Annotated in this window: 15 protein-coding genes and 1 riboswitch; of the genes, 13 read left to right on the top strand and 2 right to left on the bottom strand. The window is 38.4% G+C overall.

Annotated elements, in window-relative coordinates; all coding sequences use genetic code 11:
• The first annotated feature begins 6 nt into the window (after positions 1-6).
• From accC to AEA09_RS05735, 8 genes are all read left to right on the top strand, one after another.
• Positions 7-1,365 (top strand): acetyl-CoA carboxylase biotin carboxylase subunit, encoded by a 1,359-nt coding sequence (gene accC, locus AEA09_RS05700; protein WP_053582913.1) that lies wholly within the window; start codon positions 7-9, stop codon positions 1,363-1,365.
• Between the two features lie 501 nt (positions 1,366-1,866).
• Positions 1,867-2,068, top strand: a riboswitch (cobalamin riboswitch).
• A 157-nt stretch (positions 2,069-2,225) separates the two neighbouring features.
• Entirely contained in the window at positions 2,226-5,234 is a 3,009-nt protein-coding gene (locus tag AEA09_RS05705) for an S-layer homology domain-containing protein (RefSeq protein WP_053582914.1), read from the top strand.
• A gap of 128 nt (positions 5,235-5,362) precedes the next feature.
• Positions 5,363-6,853 (top strand): S-layer homology domain-containing protein, encoded by a 1,491-nt coding sequence (locus AEA09_RS05710; RefSeq protein ID WP_053582915.1) that lies wholly within the window; start codon positions 5,363-5,365, stop codon positions 6,851-6,853.
• Between the two features lie 26 nt (positions 6,854-6,879).
• Positions 6,880-7,719 carry a DUF4430 domain-containing protein gene (locus AEA09_RS05715; protein WP_053582916.1) on the top strand — a complete coding sequence of 280 codons (840 nt, stop codon included), beginning with the start codon at positions 6,880-6,882 and terminating at the stop codon, positions 7,717-7,719.
• Complete coding sequence (locus tag AEA09_RS05720) at positions 7,716-8,597, top strand: energy-coupling factor transporter transmembrane component T (RefSeq protein ID WP_053582917.1); 882 nt, start codon at positions 7,716-7,718, stop codon at positions 8,595-8,597. The genes AEA09_RS05715 and AEA09_RS05720 overlap by 4 nt, the downstream gene beginning before the upstream one ends.
• The gene (locus AEA09_RS05725; protein ID WP_053582918.1) at positions 8,570-10,234 is read left to right on the top strand and encodes an ABC transporter ATP-binding protein; all 1,665 of its coding nucleotides are present in this window, start codon (positions 8,570-8,572) and stop codon (positions 10,232-10,234) included. The genes AEA09_RS05720 and AEA09_RS05725 overlap by 28 nt, the downstream gene beginning before the upstream one ends.
• The gene (locus tag AEA09_RS05730; protein ID WP_053582919.1) at positions 10,201-10,908 is read left to right on the top strand and encodes an ECF transporter S component; all 708 of its coding nucleotides are present in this window, start codon (positions 10,201-10,203) and stop codon (positions 10,906-10,908) included. The genes AEA09_RS05725 and AEA09_RS05730 overlap by 34 nt, the downstream gene beginning before the upstream one ends.
• Before the next feature lie 412 nt (positions 10,909-11,320).
• On the top strand, positions 11,321-11,731 hold the full coding sequence (locus tag AEA09_RS05735; RefSeq protein ID WP_053582920.1) for an Asp23/Gls24 family envelope stress response protein: 411 nt from the start codon (positions 11,321-11,323) through the stop codon (positions 11,729-11,731).
• Between the two features lie 47 nt (positions 11,732-11,778).
• Here the strand turns inward: AEA09_RS05735 and AEA09_RS05740 are convergent, their stop codons facing one another.
• A complete protein-coding gene (locus AEA09_RS05740) occupies positions 11,779-12,948 on the bottom strand; it encodes an MFS transporter (protein ID WP_053582921.1) in 1,170 nt (389 codons plus the stop codon).
• Between the two features lie 118 nt (positions 12,949-13,066).
• Entirely contained in the window at positions 13,067-13,900 is an 834-nt protein-coding gene (locus AEA09_RS05745) for a MerR family transcriptional regulator (RefSeq protein ID WP_053582922.1), read from the bottom strand.
• Between the two features lie 483 nt (positions 13,901-14,383).
• On the opposite strand from AEA09_RS05745, the gene nusB reads away from it, so the two are divergent.
• From nusB to xseB, 5 genes are all read left to right on the top strand, one after another.
• Positions 14,384-14,764 carry a transcription antitermination factor NusB gene (gene nusB, locus AEA09_RS05750; RefSeq protein ID WP_053582923.1) on the top strand — a complete coding sequence of 127 codons (381 nt, stop codon included), beginning with the start codon at positions 14,384-14,386 and terminating at the stop codon, positions 14,762-14,764.
• 139 nt (positions 14,765-14,903) lie between these two features.
• Entirely contained in the window at positions 14,904-15,761 is an 858-nt protein-coding gene (folD, locus tag AEA09_RS05755) for a bifunctional methylenetetrahydrofolate dehydrogenase/methenyltetrahydrofolate cyclohydrolase FolD (RefSeq protein WP_053582924.1), read from the top strand.
• Between the two features lie 295 nt (positions 15,762-16,056).
• Complete coding sequence (locus tag AEA09_RS05760; protein WP_053582925.1) at positions 16,057-16,521, top strand: HNH endonuclease; 465 nt, start codon at positions 16,057-16,059, stop codon at positions 16,519-16,521.
• A gap of 292 nt (positions 16,522-16,813) precedes the next feature.
• Positions 16,814-18,172, top strand: a complete 1,359-nt coding sequence (gene xseA, locus AEA09_RS05765; protein WP_053582926.1) for an exodeoxyribonuclease VII large subunit — start codon at positions 16,814-16,816, stop codon at positions 18,170-18,172.
• On the top strand, positions 18,169-18,402 hold the full coding sequence (gene xseB / locus AEA09_RS05770; protein WP_053582927.1) for an exodeoxyribonuclease VII small subunit: 234 nt from the start codon (positions 18,169-18,171) through the stop codon (positions 18,400-18,402). Before xseA ends, xseB begins: the two co-directional genes overlap by 4 nt.
• The last annotated feature ends 2 nt before the right edge of the window (positions 18,403-18,404 follow it).

The following is an 18,404-nucleotide window of genomic DNA, read 5'->3' on the forward strand; positions in this document are numbered from 1 at the left end:
ACATTTATGAAAAAAGTTTTAATTGCAAATCGCGGCGAAATCGCTGTTCGTATCATTCGTGCTTGTAAAGAGTTAGGCATCAAATCTGTTGCCGTATACTCTGAAGCAGACGCAGAAGCATTACACGTAAAATTAGCAGACGAAGCATATTGTATCGGTCCTAAATTATCAAAAGATTCTTACCTTAGTTTCCCAGCATTACTTAGCGTAGCGCAAAAAACAGGTGCAGACGGAATCCACCCCGGTTACGGTTTTGTATCTGAAAATGCAGATTTCGCTGAAGCATGTGAAAATGCGGGCATTAAGTTCATCGGTCCTTCATCTGATTCTATTAAAATCATGGGGATTAAAGACGTTGCGCGTACAACTATGGAAGCAGCGGGCGTTCCTCTAGTTCCGGGTACTGGTATCGTACCAGATATCGAAACTGGCCGTGAATGGGCTGCAAAAATCGGTTACCCAGTTATCATCAAAGCAACTGCTGGTGGTGGCGGTAAAGGTATTCGTGTAGCACGTACAGAAGAAGACCTTATTAAAGGTATTGAAATTACGCAAAAAGAGGCTGCTGCAGCATTCGGTAACCCTGGCGTATATTTAGAAAAATTCATCGAGTACTTCCGTCACTGCGAAATCCAAGTTCTAGCGGATGGACATGGTAATGTTGTACATTTAGGCGAACGTGACTGTACAGTTCAACGTCGTATGCAGAAATTAGTAGAGGAGGCTCCATCTCCTGCACTATCTCCTGAACGTCGTGCTGAAATGGGTGCAGCTGCTGTGAAAGCAGCAGAAGCATGCAACTATGAAGGTGCTGGTACAATCGAGTTCATCTATGATTACCAACAGGACAAGTTCTACTTCATGGAGATGAATACTCGTATCCAAGTAGAGCATCCTGTAACAGAAATGATTTCTGGTGTCGATCTTGTACAACAACAATTAAAAATAGCATCTGGTGCGAAACTTCCATTCACACAAGATGATATTAAATTAAGTGGTTGGGCAATTGAATGCCGTATTAATGCTGAAAACGCATACAAAAACTTTATGCCATCAGCAGGTACTGTAGATACGTATATCACACCAGGTGGTTACGGTGTACGTATTGATTCTGCTGTTTATGCAGGTTATACAATCCCTCCATACTACGATTCAATGGTAGCAAAACTAATCGTTCATGCGGATACGCGCGAGGAAGCCATTGCGAAAATGAATCGTGCGCTTAGTGAATTTGAAGTGTCTGGACCTGGTATTCATACAACAATTCCTTTCCACGAAGCACTTATGAATAACGACGTATTCAAATCTGCGAAATTCAACACGAAATTCCTAGAAGAAAACGACGTATTAGGTGTAACTAAATAATTAATATGTATATTAGCGAAGGAATCTATTACGATTTCTTCGCTTTTTTTATTATTTCTTTTGAAAATGACGTACACTGCACGTGGGCAAATATTACTTATAGAGTTGTAAACAAAGGTCTTCTTTTGTTATAACGGGTAATGGGTATCGGCACACATAAAGTAAATAAGGGGAATCTTTACTCATATCGAGTGACAACAGCTTATCACACAAGATGAAATTGTAAGTATTACATAGTATTCATTCCGAAATATAGGAGGAAATGATATACGGAGAATTACTTAAGGATGTTGGGAAAGTCATTCTTCGATTGTGCAAAAGGGAATATGTTGAATTCCAAGAGGGGGGAAGAGAAGCTGAATTATAGCCTTTTTTCTATTTTGTAATCTGACTTCCCTTTTTATTTATGAAGGATTCTGTCATATATGTGTAGTTTTTTTAGGGTTCTTTTGACGTCTATTGTAATTTTCTGATAATATGGTAGACTGTATATTAAGTGAATAATGATTGTAGGATGAAGGTGCTGACTAGTCAGCTTAATAGGGAATTCGGTGAAAAACCGAAGCTGTTTCCGCAACTGTAAATGCAGATGAAATAAGATTTAGCCACTGTCGAATGAAGAAAAATGCTTCTAGTAGATGGGAAGGTTCTTAGAGTAAAGTGATGCATGAGCCAGGAGACCTACCTTTTCTGATCGTATAAAATCTTTTCGGAGGCTAGAAGAATATACGGCAAATGGACGAGCGTATATTTTTTTATCTATGCCTTAAGCTGTTTACCGCTATTTTTCTTTATGAAAAATAGTTTTTTTATGCTTTCAGAAGCATCAACGTTCACATTAACAATATCGGAGGAAAACAATGAACTTAATGAAGAGATGGCTACAAATAGTGACTATTTTCATTCTGACATTGTCGTTATTAGCACCAGCTGCTGTAAAAGCGGAAGGGCAACAAGAAGGTACGACAACAACAGAAATAGAATATGAAAAAACAGTAGTAGTAAATGAAGCAGAGCTGACGGAAGAGATAACTCCACCTGCGGTAGATGCAGTTATTCCAGTGAACGAACCTATAGCTACGGAAATAACGGTTCCTAATCAGGTTATTACACTTGGTGAGAAACTTGAAGTAACTATAAATGAAAAGGACTCCCAAGAGCCTGTAGTAGATGCAATAATTCTAATTGATGATCAAGCAAGTTCTTTTAAAACAGATGAAAATGGTCAAGCATCAATTGAATTTGAGACGATTGGTGAACATAAGATTTCTGCTGAAAAGTATAGTCAAGACTCAACAAATACGAATGAGAGTAATATTATTAGCCTAGTGCCTGTCACAGTTGTGGTGACAAGTGCCCCTTCCCAAAATATCATGTCGGAGATTGAAGTTGTGATTGGAAAGGCTAGCCAATACTTAATCGATCAATACCCTACCCCTGGATTCTTTAGAGAATGGACAATGTTGGCTTTGTCTCGTGATAATAATTCTATACCAAAGAGTTATTTTGATACATATTACAACGATGTATTGGATCAGCTTCAAAAGAATAATGGAACGTTAGTAGGAAGCTATACTGAGTATTCACGCCTTATTATTGCTTTAACAGCAATTGGAAAAGATCCGCGAAATGTTGGTGGTTATAACTTATTAGAGAAGATGGCAGATTACGACAAAGTTATTGCTCAAGGTGTGAACGGAGCAATATTTGCCTTAATTGCACTTGATACATACCGATATGAAATTCCACAAGTTGGTAATGTGACGAATATTACTACACGTGAAAAATTAGTAGATTATATTGTGAAAAAAGAAATTCCTGGTGGCGGCTTTGCTTTATCGGTGGGAACACCAGATCCAGATGTTACAGCGATGGCTATACAAGCACTTATTCCTTATAAAGGGCAAGCTGATGCAAATAAGGCGATAGTGCAAGCGTTAGCTAAATTAAAAGAGCTTCAAAAGGAAAATGGCGGTTATGACTCTTGGGGGCGCGAAAACGTACAAAGTCCGGCACAGGTGTTGGTGGCTTTATCGGCATTGGGGATAGATGCCGATAAAGAGTTTCTAAAAAACAATGGAGCTGGGATTATTCCAGCAATGATGAATTTTTATGATCATGAAGTCGGTGCTTTCAAACAAAGTAATCGAATAAATCCTATGGCGACAGAACAAGCAACATATGGCTTGGTAGCTTACAAGCGTTTCAAAGAAGGAAAGACATCTTTATATGACATGAGGGATGTGGAATTTGAAGATGACTTGGGTAACTCGGGTGGAGGCACGATACCGCCAACGAATCCTGATGGAGGGAATGGAGGTACAACACCACCAACGAACCCTGAAGATGATATTAAACCACCGGTGGAAGCATATAAAGATGTAAACCTGTCAATTACTATTTCTTCTTCAGAAGTGCCGTTATCCACAACACAAATAGAAGTGAAAGAAAATGAAACAGTATTTGATGTGTTGCAACGTGCAACGACACAATACGGTATTCAACTGAATACACGTAAGACAGGTTATGGCGTGTATGTTGTTGGTATTGGTGGAGTAAATGAATTTGACCGTGGTCCATTAAGTGGGTGGATGTATCGCGTAAACGGTGTATTCCCTAATATAAGTGCTGATAATTTTGATGTTAAAGCGGGCGACAATATTGAATGGCTATATACTAGCGATTTAGGTGAAGATGTCGGTGGTGGTGTTGAAGAAGATAATTCAAACAAACCAAAACCGGAAGAGAAACCTGAAGAGAAACCTGAAGAGAAACCTGAAGAGAAACCTGAAGAGAAACCTGAAGAGAAACCAGGTGAAACACCAGACGAAGAACCTAATGTTTCAGTTGAAAATGATGGCAAGGATGTTGTCGTTATTGGCGAAACAAAAGACGGTGAAACGAAAGCAACAATCTCAGCAGCTAGTGTTAAGGCGCAATTACAAAATCAGACAACAAAAAAATTAGTCGTAACAGATGGGAAGAACGTTAGAATCGAAGTCCCTAAAGCGATGGTAGATCCAGTGAAATTAGCTATAGAAGGCGACGACTATAATTTAGTAATATCTGCAAAGCAAGAAGAAGTGAATGGTCAAACAACGATCGATGTTAAGATAGTTGTTCAAACTTCAGACGGTAAAACTGAAGCAATTAAAGCATACAAAGACTATGTAAAAGTAACAATTTCAGCTGGCGATATTGCAAAAGATACAGTTTTACTACAATTAGTAGATGGTAAGTATCAAGCTGTTCCGCATAGAATCATAGACGGACAGATCGTATTCCAAACGAAAACGAACGGAATATTTATAGTGAGTACAAAAAATATATCATTTAATGATATTAATAATGCTTTTAATAAAGATGAAATTGAATTTTTAGCAAAGCGTCATGTAGTAACAGGTCGTGAAGATGGCTCATTTGCACCAAATGAATCAGTAACACGTGGTCAATTTGCTGCGATTATTGCTCGTGCATTAGGTTTACAGGCAGAAAATGAATCACAATTCTCGGACACAAAAGGGAAATGGTATGCCGATTATGTTCAAGCTTTATATGAAGCTGGTATTACAAAAGGTACGAGCGTAGATACTTTTAACCCTGAAGCAAAAATCACACGTCAGCAAGCTGCTGCGTTTGCTACACGTATTTTAGATTATGTAAATCATCAAGCAACTGACGCAGGGGCAACGAACTATAAAGACCAAGCCAATATTTCAAAAGAATTCCAAGAAAGTGTAGCCTTAGTGAAATCACTTGATATTATGAGTGGTAAAGAAAATGGCAACTTTGATCCGAGAGGAAACTTAACGAGAGCTCAGCTTGTGAAAGTCGTAAAACGCACATTAGTAATAGCAGAGATGATGTAAAACTTAGAATAATAGATGAAGCTAGAGATACTTCACGAAAACAAATAAAGAAAGGGGTTAGTCCTGATGTAAGCTGTAATAATGGCTTCATAAGGACGCCCTTTTTCCAGTATAAAGGAGTGGACGAATTGCGCGTATTAAAATCATGGATCATTATTTTTATGTTAGTAGCATCGATTGTTTTACCTGTAGTGACTCAACCAGCTGAAGCTGCAATTTCAATAGAGGGAGCTTATCAAAATTCAGGAAAATATATAGTTGAAACCATACCAAATCCAACTTTCGGCCATGAGTGGTTTATCGTTGGTCTTGCTAGAGGAAACTACCCAGTTCCGAGTACTTATTTTGAGAAGTACTATAAAAATTTGGTGAAAGAAGTACAGGCAGTAAAAGGCAATTTACATGACCGAAAATATACAGAGTATTCACGTGTGATTTTGGCACTTTCGGCAATTGGCAAGGATGCAAGGGATGTAGGTGGCTATAATTTACTAGAAAAGCTTGCTGATTTCGACAAGGTGACATGGCAAGGGGTTAATGGTCCGATTTTTGCGTTAATTGCATTAGATTCATGGCAGTATGACCTACCGAAAAATGCATCAAACAGTCGAGAAAAAATGATAGACAATATTTTAAGTAAACAGTTAGCAGATGGTGGTTTTGCCTTATCTGGTAAGAAGGCAGACCCTGATATGACAGGAATGGCGATACAAGCATTATCCGCATATAAGCACCGTGAAAATGTTGCGCAGGCTATCGAGCGAGCTGTAGAGGCAATGGGTCAGATACAAACAGCAGAAGGTAGCTTTGAAAGTTTGGGAATAGCCAATTCAGAAAGTGCTGCTCAAGTGTTAACGGCATTAGCTAGTCTAAATATTGAGCCAACGAAGGATCCTAAGTTTAAGAAAGTCCTTCCGCGTTTTTTAGATTTTTATATTGCGACAGATGGTGGATTTAAGCATGCACTCAGTGAGGTTACTTCAGATGGGATGGCAACTGAGCAGGCACATTATACCCTTGCTGCATTACTGCGTATGAAAAATGGTCAGACAAAGTTATATGATATGAGAGATACAAAATCGAGCTTTAGCGATACAGTAGGACATTGGGCGAAGGAGTTTATTGACGAGGCTGTAAGTTTACAGCTTCTCAATGGTTACCAGGATGGCACATTTAAGCCAAATGTAGATTTAACAAGAGCGCAAGCGGCTTCTTTAATCGTACGAGCATTAAAATTAGAGGCCAAGAGTAGTGCGCCATTTACAGATATATCCTCATACCCGGCAGCAACAATAAAGGAAATCGCTGCAGCATACGAAGCGGGTATCGTGAAAGGCAGTAATGGTAAATATAATCCTTCAGCAAAAGTAACACGTGCGCAGCTTGCCTTAATGTTATCCCGTGCATACACACATCAAAAAGGTGAAGTTTATACGCCTCAGCAAAATGCCCCTTTTAGTGACATTAGTTCTTATGATGTAGAAAGCGTGCAGGCAATTTCGATGCTTTATGATTTTGGAATTGTGTCTGGTGAGAATGGCCAGTATAAGCCAGGTAATCCCACAAAGCGTGCGCATGCTGCCAAAATCTTCGTGAATTTCTACAAAATTATACAATGAAAAATAGATAAAGCTGGTGACGATTAATGCAAAAGAAATGGTTAATCTCTTTGTTATTCGTATTGCTAACATGTTTTTTAACAGCTTGCACGATTGAGACAGTTGAAAAACATCAGGAGCAGGAGACATATGAAAAAAGTGTCAATAAACAGGATGATACAACTACAAGTGAGAATAAAAAGCCCGATGCACAAGAAGACCCTAACAGTGAAAGTGTTGAAGGAACAACGCCCTCGGATGAACGTACATCAGAGGAGGAAAAAGAAAAACAGCCAAGTACTGACAACCGTTCACAGCAGAACCGATTAGCAAACAAGGCAGAGAATAATGCAGGTAAAGAAAAAGAGGATGCTCAGGCAAATCATACGACGACTGTGACACCAAAGCCTCCAACACCGAAGCCAAATACAGAACAGCCGATTAAGCCCGTAGAAGAAAAAAAACATGTAACCATTGCGATCTTTGCAAAAACGCTACTAGAAAATTGGGAACTGCTAGACCCAACGTTGCAAAATGAAAAATACGTTCCGAAAGACGGCGTTATTTTAAAAACTATTAAGTATGAGTTATTAAGTGAAAAGGATACAGTTTGGACCATACTTTCGCGCGCAGTGAAGGAGCATAATATTCAAATGGAATATCAAGGTGCTAACGAAAATATATACAACAGTGTTTATATAGAAGGTATTAATCATTTATATGAATTTAGTGCAGGAGAGTTAAGTGGTTGGATGTATAAGGTGAATGGACATTTCCCTAATTACGGGAGTAATCAATATGTTTTAAAAGATGGAGATATCATCGAATGGCATTACACGGTAGATTTAGGTCGTGATTTGGGGCAAAATCGGATGAGTGAAAGATGAAATCTTTTGAAATGTATCATCCGCTTGTTCTTTTCTACTATTTTATGACGGTTATTGGTATGGCGATGTTTTTTATGCATCCCATTTATTTAGTGCTCACATTTATGGAAGCCGTGTTGTTGAACTTTTTACTTCTGCGACATGGCTTTTGGAAAAAGTTGATGATGTATATTCCTTTGTTTTTCATTATGGCAATTATTAATCCCCTAATTAGTCATAATGGCGAGCTTGTCATACTATACGTGAACGACAATGCGGTAACGATGGAAGCCATTTGTTATGGGATGGCTATGGCCCTTATGATATTAGCTGTAATTATTTGGTTTAATAGCTATAATGGTGTGATGACGTCTGACAAATTTTTATATCTTTTTGGTAAGCTCTCACCAGTATTAGCGCTAACTATTTCGATTACGATGCGACTAGTCCCACGTTTTAAACATCAAATCCATATAATCACACAAGCACAAAAAACAATTGGCATGGATTATACATCGGGGAGTGTATGGGAGCGTATAAAATGTGTCACTCGTATACTATCGATTCTAATCACATGGGCGTTAGAAAATGCGATTGAAACAGCAGATTCTATGAAGGCTAGAGGGTATGGATTGCCAGAGCGCTCTACATTTTCATTATTTGTATTTGAAAAACGGGATGGATGGTTATTGGGAGTTATTACTCTCCTTGCAGGGATTAGTGTAGCTGGTAGCTTTTTAGGCTATACGACATTTTACTTTTATCCCACATTTTCAGAGATGGAATGGTCTCTAACGAGTGTAGGGTTTTATAGTGTGTATGCTGTGTTATTAGCTATCCCAATCGTAATTGAAATAAAGGAGAACATTAAATGGCGCTACTTAAGATCGACAATTTAAATTTTTATTATCCAGAAGAAATAGACTCAGCTTTGAAAAATATTAACCTCACGATAGAAGAAGGGGAATTTGTTGTTCTAATAGGGCAGTCGGGATGTGGGAAAAGTACTCTACTAAAACATCTAAAGCGTGAACTTGCCCCTCATGGGAAAAAAAGTGGCGACATTCTTTATCGGAATGAGCGATTAGAGGATTTAGATATGAAAACCGCTGCTGCAGAGGTGGGATATGTTCTACAGAATCCTGAAAATCAGATAGTAACAGATAAAGTATGGCATGAGCTTGCATTTGGTTTAGAAAATCTGGGACTAGATACATTAACAATACGTAGACGTGTCGCAGAAATGGCTAATTTTTTTGGTATTCAAAGCTGGTTTCGCCAAAAAACAGTTGGTCTATCTGGTGGGCAGAAGCAATTATTAAATTTGGCAGCTGTGATGGCGATGCAACCAAAATTGCTTCTACTAGATGAACCAACATCTCAATTAGATCCAATTGCAGCAATGGAATTTATCACGACGTTACATAAATTAAACCAAGAGTTAGGGTTAACCATTATTTTAATTGAGCATCGTTTGGAGGAAGTTCTTCCACTTGCGGACAAAGTAGTTCTGATGGATCATAGTGAAATTATCTATACTGGACATCCAAAGCAACTATTAACGGATATCCCCAAAAATCACGCAATGCATGATGCACTTCCGACTGCAATGCGTATTTTTAACGCATGTGACCAAGAAGGAGATGCGCCATTAACGATCCGAGAAGGGCGAAAATGGTTATTACAACAGCCTGTTGAACAAAATTGCGTCAGCGTGGATGAGAATTATGTAGAATTGGGCCTCGTCGTTTTAGAGGCAAAGGATATTGCTTTTCGTTATGAAAAAAATAGCGATGATATATTGCACGGTTTTCAAATGCATGTACGTGCTGGTGAAATGCTCTCTATTATTGGAGGGAATGGGACAGGGAAATCCACAGCTCTAAAAATATTATCTGGATTGGAAAAGCCTTACCGAGGTAATGTGTTTGTCAATGGTCAGAAGTTAAAAAAATACCGCAATAGTGATTTGTATAGAGAGCAATTAGCTGTATTACCGCAGGATCCGAAAACATTGTTTGTGGAAAAGCAAGTACGTAAAGAACTTGAAAGTATGCAAAAGGTTGCGATGAAAGCATCAGCTGAAAAATTAGCAGAAATTATTTCTTTATTGGACTTACAACATTTGATGGATCGACATCCCTATGATTTAAGTGGTGGCGAACAGCAAAAACTAGCATTAGCCAAGTTACTATTACTGAATCCGAAAATATTATTATTAGATGAGCCGACAAAAGGAATTGATGCGCATGCCAAAAAAGCACTTGCGCATATATTACATGCTTTACTAAAACAGGGCGTTGCGATTGTCATGGTCACTCACGATATTGAATTTTCAGCAGAATACAGTAGTCGTTGCGCGCTATTTTTTGATGGGAATCTTGTATCAGAAGGAGATCCCCGTACTTTCTATAGCGGTAACAGTTTTTATACAACGGCAGCACACCGTTTATCACGAGGGATTTTCAAAAATGCCATAACTTGTGAGGATGTGATCACTTTATGCAAAAAAGCGACAACAAACGTCTCCGTCTAATCATTTCAACATTAGTTATTTTCGTGATCATACCAATTGTGTTATATGCTGGTGTCGTGTATTTAAATGACCGAAAATATTATTTTATTTCAGTTGTCATTGTATTACTTGCATGTGTGCCACTATTCATAAAGTTTGAAAGGCGGAAGCCACAGCCCCGTGAAATTTTAATAATTGCTGTTATGGCTGCAATTTCCGTAGCTGGGCGTATGATATTTGTAGTTGTACCAGGCTTTAAACCGGTGGCGGCTATTACAATTATTACAGGTATTTATTTAGGCGCAGAGGCAGGCTTTTTAACAGGCGCACTCTCAGCAATTGTTTCGAATATTTTCTTTGGACAAGGACCGTGGACGCCATTTCAAATGTTTATGTGGGGGATGATTGGATTTCTAGCAGGGGTACTTGGTAAAACAGGTGTAATGGAGAAAAAAGTTGCACTGATTTTATTTGGTGTTTTTGCAGGTGGGCTCTTTTCCTTTGGGATGGATGTATGGGGCGTTATTTCATTTTCCGGTATTTTTTCATGGGAAGCCTATGTAGCAGCTCTTGGTACCGCTTTGCCGTTTACGATTATATACGCTGTGTCGAATGTAATCTTTCTTCTTTTACTCGCAAAACCTATTGGCGAAAAGTTAAAGCGCATTAAAATTAAATATAACATTTTACAATAGAGATGGTGCAAATCACGCACATGACACTCCCCTGAGAACAAATAACAATTGCATGAAGAAAATAGTTAAGTAGAGTATTATTTGGTATTAAGAAGGTAGTAGAATTTGTTAGTTCTCATATTATTTAAGATATAAGAATTTTAAATTAGTTGAAGGAACAACAATACATTCAAATCTGCGAAATTCCTAGAAAAAAACGACATATTCAGCGTTACAAAGTATATTAGCGGAGGAATCTTTTACGATTTCTTCGCTTTTCTTATTTATCGAATTTTTTCGTGTGGTTATTCAAGTCGAATGCGCTACAGATAATTTATAACGCCTTAATCACGCCAAGTGAACCATTTTATAGTATAATAAGCGTAATAACAGCAATTGTATTATGTATTGTGTAAGGGAAAGGATGATTTGCATGGCAGAGAAAGTAGGACAATCATTTGTACAACCAACGCCGTCTGGAAAAGAAGAATTAGGAAAAATTGAAGTCGCTGCAGAAGTAATCGAAATTGTAGCGGGTATTGCAGTAAATGAAGTAGAAGGAATCGCTGCAACACGTGGTAATATTGCAACTGGAGTTGTGGAACGTTTTGGTAAAAAAGTACACAATAAAGGTATTAAATCAGGTGTAACAGAAACTGGGGAAATTTCAATTGATGTCTATTGTTCAGTGAAATATGGTTTCGGCATTCCGAAAGTTGCAAAAGACGTACAATCACAAATTCGCCAAGCGATTTTAAATATGACTGCACTTGAAACAGCAGAAGTAAATGTCCATATTACTGGTATTCACTTCGAAAAAGAAGAAGTGGCTGTTCAAGAATAAGAAAAAACCGTTTATGACGTATGTCGTAAACGGTTTTTTTTTGATAGTTATAGCTGAATATGCTTTGGCTTTTTCCAAAATAGGGCGAGGCCAACGCCTATTACTAATACAATTGTTGCAAAATAGTACGGATAATTTAAGTTAATATCGAATAAAATGCCCCCGATAATCGGTCCAAATACATTCCCAAGACTTGTGAACATTGAGTTCATGCCGCCAACAAAGCCTTGTTCATTTCCGGCGATTTTGGATAAATAGGAAGTGATGGCTGGTCGGATTAAATCGAAGCCTACAAAGATGAAGAATGTAACAAATAAAATCGCCGCATAACTACCCACAATTGTCATCGCAAATGTCATAATAGCTGACAACGCCAAGGAATAACGAATGAGCTTAATCTCACCCATTTTTTGTGTGAGCCAATTAAACAGTACGAGCTGCGCGATTGCCCCGACAATACCACTACCCGTAATAATAATTGCAATATCCGTTGGTGTGAAGCCGAATTTATGATCGACGAATAGGCTAAACAGTGATTCAAAAGCAGCAAGGCCAAAAGATAATACGAAGATTAAAACAAAAGCGACTAAATATAGTGGACTGAAAATACGTTTAAAGCTTCCAAGTATTGAGGGAGCTGTATCTGTATCATCTACAGCACGTGCTGGCTCTTTTAATAGAATAAGAGATAGAACAGCAGCAAATGCACCAAGTATACCGGCTACGAAGAACGGCACACGTGTACCCACTTCCGCTAAAAAGCCGCCGATTCCTGGTCCGACGATAAAGCCAGTACTGATGGCTGCACTCATAAATCCAAGTGCTTTTGGACGCTGTGCCATTGTCGTAATATCCGCAATAAATGCTGTAACAGCTGGCATAATAAAGGCAGCACTAACACCGCCAAGCATCCGTGATATGAATAAGACTTCGACTGTTTTACCTAAACCAAATAAAAATTCAGATAGCCCAAAAATAAATAGACCTGAGACTATCATTATTTTCCGACCGAAACGGTCTACCATGCGTCCGGATATTGGTGACACGATCAATTGTGTAATGGCAAATGCTGCGACCATATAGCCGACGACGGTGCCGGTAATGCCTAGTTCATTCATTAAAGTTGGTAAAACTGGAATAACAAGTCCGATACCTAAAAAGGCGATGAATAAATTTGTGAGTAAAATACTTAAGGTGACTTTTTGTGTTTTTGTCATGGTGTTCTCCTTCATTTCAATATAGAATATCGCAATAGCGTTTTTTTGAACATACACTTTAAAATAAACCCTATAGTAACTATAGAGTCAAGGGAATTGTTTTAAGTTAATAGATTGGTTATTTTTTCTTTATTTTCAACTCGACGATAAATTCTTTTTCCTGGGAGGTGGCCAATGTGGCGGGCATATAAAGCTCAAACACTTTATTTTCTACAAGGTACTGATGGGATTCTACATAATTCTTTAATGCTTCATAATAAGAAAAATACGTTTCGGGATTATAAATGAACGCAATACAAAAATATGTTCCAGCTGGTACTATTGTTTGTTGAACGTCCGCCGATAATTTTGAGAAAGTACGTACAGTTAAAAGGGGAGTGAATACTGCATCGTACATGATTTCATCTACATGTTTGTAGTCTGCAAGTTGATAAATGCAACCATAGCGACTATTGAGCACGCTACCTTCATTTTCTAATATTTTCGTAAGTGTACTATAGTATGCGTTTGGTAAGTGGGTAGGAGTAAGCTCCGTTGTTTGCACCTGTAGAATCGGCATTTCTTCTTCACTTCGCAAGTACACTTCACCAAATACGGGGATATCAATTTGCTCCTGTGTTTGCTTTTTAGTTTTTAATAGTGTGAACTTCACTTCATTCAAACGAGTAATTTTTTCTTCGATACGTTGTTCTTGTTGTTCTAAAAAAACGAGGAGCTCCTCTGGTGTTAGATGAAGTGCCTTTTTAATGTCTTCAAGGGAGATGCCAATATACTTTAATGATTTTATAATATCTAAATAAAATAGCTGTTCGTCTTTGTAATAGCGATAACTACTCGAAGTATCTGTATAAGCCGGTTTGAATAAATTAATTTGATCGTAGTAGCGAAGCGTTTGCACAGACAAGTTAGCTAATTTCGAAACTTCGCCGATTGTATAGTAGTTATCTTTCATCCAAAAGCCTCCTGCAAAGTGATAACTAAAAAAATCTAATTTAATGGTTCGTTACCTAAATTTTGAGTTGATTCCCGTTCCGGCTGGGTGCATTTCGCGGGGCGTCAGATGAACCGCTACACTCGCCCAATAAGCATTCTAAAATAAATATGTACTTTATTCAAATGTCATCTCCGACTTATGGGAAGGGCAATTTCAATTAAATTCGATAATGGTAATAAATGTTTGTGGGTTTACTCATTGTGAGTAAATTGAAAAATATTTGTACATGTCACTTCAAAATGATAGATTTTGATATTTTTTAGTATACCATTCATGAGATTTTTAAAAATAATGGTAGGCTTTTTAATTTCAGCTGAGAAAAACATGCGTAAAGTTGCTTTGAAAAGGTTTCAGATTATTGAAAACTTGCGCTAAACCATGTTTCTTGCATGAATTTATGCTATTATAATTCTTAATGCCACTTATGAAGGAGAGCTTTACATGAAACGACATGAAGCACGCGAAAAAGCGTTGCAAGTTTTGTTTCAGCTAGACAATACGGATCTAACAGTCGAAGAAGCAATGGGGCACATTAAAGGCCAACCAACAAATGCTTTTTACGAAAAGATTGTAAACGGAACAGCTGAACATTTAGAGGAAATCGATGCGGCACTAGAGCAACAATTAGAAAAGTGGTCACTTGCCCGTCTACCCAAAATTGAGAGAACTGTTTTACGTCTAGCTGTATACGAACTTTTATACATGCAAGAAACACCAAATCGAGTAGTACTTAACGAAGCAATCGAGTTATGCAAAACATTTGGCGACGAAAAATCGTCTAAATTTGTTAATGGCGTACTTTCTAAATTTACAGAACAATAATCCCTTTAAGCAGCATGCTGATTAAAGTTAATCCTCTGGCATATGTTATAAATGTTTTTTGTGCGAAAGCGAAGTGACAGTTTTACATAATGCCGAGGTGTATTTGAGAGTTGAAAATTGGAAGGAGTAACTAAAGTTTATGTCGAGTGCAATTATTAATGGTAAAGAAATTGGTCAAGAAATTCGAATTTCAGTAGCAGATCGCGTTGCTAGCTTAAAAGAAAAAGGGTTGACGCCAGGTCTAGCAGTAGTGCTAGTAGGTGACAACCAAGCTTCAGCTACATACGTGAAAAATAAACAAAAATCTTGTGAAGAAATTGGTATGTTTTCTGAGCTTGTGAAACTACCAGAGGAAACAACACAAGAGGCTCTACTAGAACAAATTGAAGTATTAAATAAGCGTGAAGACATTCACGGGATTTTAGTACAATTACCACTCCCAAAACATATTGATGAGGACACAGTTATTGCTACCATCGCTGTTGAAAAAGACGTTGATGGCTTCTCGCCAGTAAGTGTTGGGAAAATGATGCTTGGCCAAGAAACTTTTTTACCATGTACGCCGTTTGGAGTTATGAAGCTTCTTGAATATTCAGGAATTGAAATTGCAGGTAAACATGCGGTAATCGTCGGTCGTAGTCATATCGTTGGCAAACCAATGGGACAACTTCTTTTACAAAAAGATGCAACTGTGACGTATACGCATTCAAAAACACCGGATTTACCTTCATTCACAAAACAAGCGGATATTTTAATTGCAGCAGTCGGTCGTGCAAACTTCATTACGAAGGAGCATGTTAAAGAAGGGGCAGTTGTAATCGATGTCGGTATTAACCGCGACGAAAACAACAAGCTTTGCGGCGACGTAAACTTTACCGATGTAAACGGCATTGCGTCCCATATTACACCCGTACCAGGTGGCGTAGGACCAATGACAATTACAATGTTACTATTCAATACAGTGCAAGCAGCAGAAAATAAGCTTGCCAATCAATAAAAAATGTATGTAGTTTAGTAGGATAAGAGAGTGTCTCAAATTATATTGAGACACTCTCTTTCTGCGTGGACAGCGAAAACCAAAGAATGGTAAGCTTAGCTACTTTACGTACTATTGCTTTTTGATAGGTATATTATTGTTAATTTTTTATTAAGAAACAAGTCTCTTGACGACAATTTCGTTAGGAGGCTTTTTACTGTCATGTCGATTCTCTAAATATAAGCATTATTGTATAATATAGTATATTAAATAATGGATTACTGTTATTTTATCGCAAATGTTCATTGTGGCGACAGTGGGTATTACAGCGTTTGATTTGTTAACACCTGCAGATGTTGCACATGCTACTAATATTCAAGCAATTAATGCAACGTTTGAGGGAGATGTTCACCCTGTATCGGGAGTGCCATTCGACCGTGCGGAAATTCACTACAATGATCAAATTATTTCAGATGTATTTCCAGAGACGTATACGGCACAGATTCCAGAAGCACATTATTTAAATAATGACCAATTGCATTTCCAAGAAGCTAACGAACAGTTTGCTGGAGCTATTCACGCAAATTTTGCACTTGCGAATCAGCTTGGATTAAGTGATATGGACCTTGAAAATCTACAACAAGGTGTAACACCACAGGGCTACACTTGGCATCATCATGAACAACCTGGGCAACTACAACTTGTTGATAGTGAGCTACATGGGCAAACTGCACATACTGGTGGACGCTTCATTTGGGGCCGAGGTTCAATGTATCGATAAATAATAAATGTCGAGAAGGATGGCACTCAAAAAAACAATTACCATCCTTTTTTGTTGGAGTGGATAACATAAGGCATAGTCGTCATCTTAACTGAAGCGCTATATCATGGGGGATACTTCGAATTCTCAATTGCTCGTCGTGTGCGAATGTTTTGTCTGAGCAATAGTAACGAACGTGCACGAATGCACTTTTCTTCTGTAAATCGATATTTTACACGTCATTTTCCGCAAAAAATGTTATGATAACTATAGTTTTGGTGAAAACTTGATCTAAGAAAAGGAGCCGAAAAAAATGTCGTCAGCTTCTTATTTAACAGTAAAAGCGTTAACGAAATATATTAAGCGAAAATTTGATGCCGACCCACATTTACGAGATGTGTATGTGAAAGGTGAACTATCGAATGTGAAACTTCATCAGTCTGGACATATTTACTTTACGTTAAAGGATGACGGGGCTCGTATTGCGGCGACGATGTTTAAAACAGCTGCTACAAAGCTTGCGTTTGAACCGAAGGAAGGGATGCAAGTCTTTATCCGCGGGGATGTAAATGTTTACGAAGGCTATGGCACCTATCAACTGTACGCGCAGGAAATGCAACCTGATGGTGTTGGAAGCTTGTTTGTTGCATTTAATCAGTTAAAGGAGCAGTTGCAAAAGGAAGGTCTATTTAAGCCGGAATGGAAGCAACCAATCCCAAAGTTTCCTGGGAAAATTGGTGTATTAACGTCGACAACTGGTGCGGCAATTCGAGATATCTGCACGACTTTAAAGCGTCGGTACCCACTTGCTGAAATTCTAATTTATCCAACTCTCGTGCAAGGAGCACAAGCTAGTCCAAGTATTGTAAAAAACATTGAGAATGCTAATAGAGAGGCTCAATGTGATGTGTTAATTGTCGGGCGCGGTGGTGGTTCGATTGAAGATTTATGGGCATTTAACGAGGAAGCGGTTGCTCGAGCGATTTTTGATAGTCGTATTCCGATTATAAGTGCGGTAGGACATGAAACGGATACAACGATAGCTGATTTTGTCGCGGATTTGCGTGCACCTACTCCAACTGCAGCAGCAGAGATGGCAGTACCAGATCAACAAGAATTGTTTCAGCGTGTATTGACACAAAAATCACAACTCCATCAAATAGTGCGTATGCAACTTATAACGGAGCGTCAACGTCTAAGTAAACTACAACAATCCTATCCACTGGCGATGCCGGAAAGATTATACCGTCCATTTACAGAAAAATTAGCCCAATTGGATACGGGGCTTCAAAAAGCCATGCAAGTAGACTTGATGAAAAAATCATCCCAACTACAAAAGCTACACGGCACAGTACAGCAGCATTCTCCCAAAAAAGCACTAGCCTTCCATCGGCGAGAACTCGAAGTGTCTACACTGCAGTTAACGCGTGCGGCCCAGCAATATGTCGCAAAGCAAAAACAACAATTCGGGGCATCGGTAAGAACGCTTGAAGCACTCAATCCACTTGCGATATTGACGAGAGGGTTTACAGTAGCCTATAAAGAGGATAAAATGCTAAAATCATCTGCTGACTTAAAGCCAAATGATACCGTGACACTGTCTTTTTATGACGGTAAAGTTATAGCTGAAGTAAAAGACGTTAAGCTAAACAGTGAGGGGGAATTAAAGTGACTAAAAAACAACAAACTTTTGCAGAGGCGATGACAGCATTAGAGGAAATTGTTCGTCAGTTAGAACAAGGCGATGTGCCTCTAGAAAATGCGATTGATTTATATAAACAAGGCATGGAATTATCACAATTTTGTCATAGTAAATTACAAAATGCCGAAGAGCAGCTCATTTCAATTGTCCAAGAGACAGGAGAGACAGAGGCATTTGATCCGCTAAAGGGAGAGAATTAATT

Source organism: Lysinibacillus contaminans (assembly GCF_001278945.1).
Classification (GTDB): Bacteria; Bacillota; Bacilli; order Bacillales_A; family Planococcaceae; genus Lysinibacillus; species Lysinibacillus contaminans.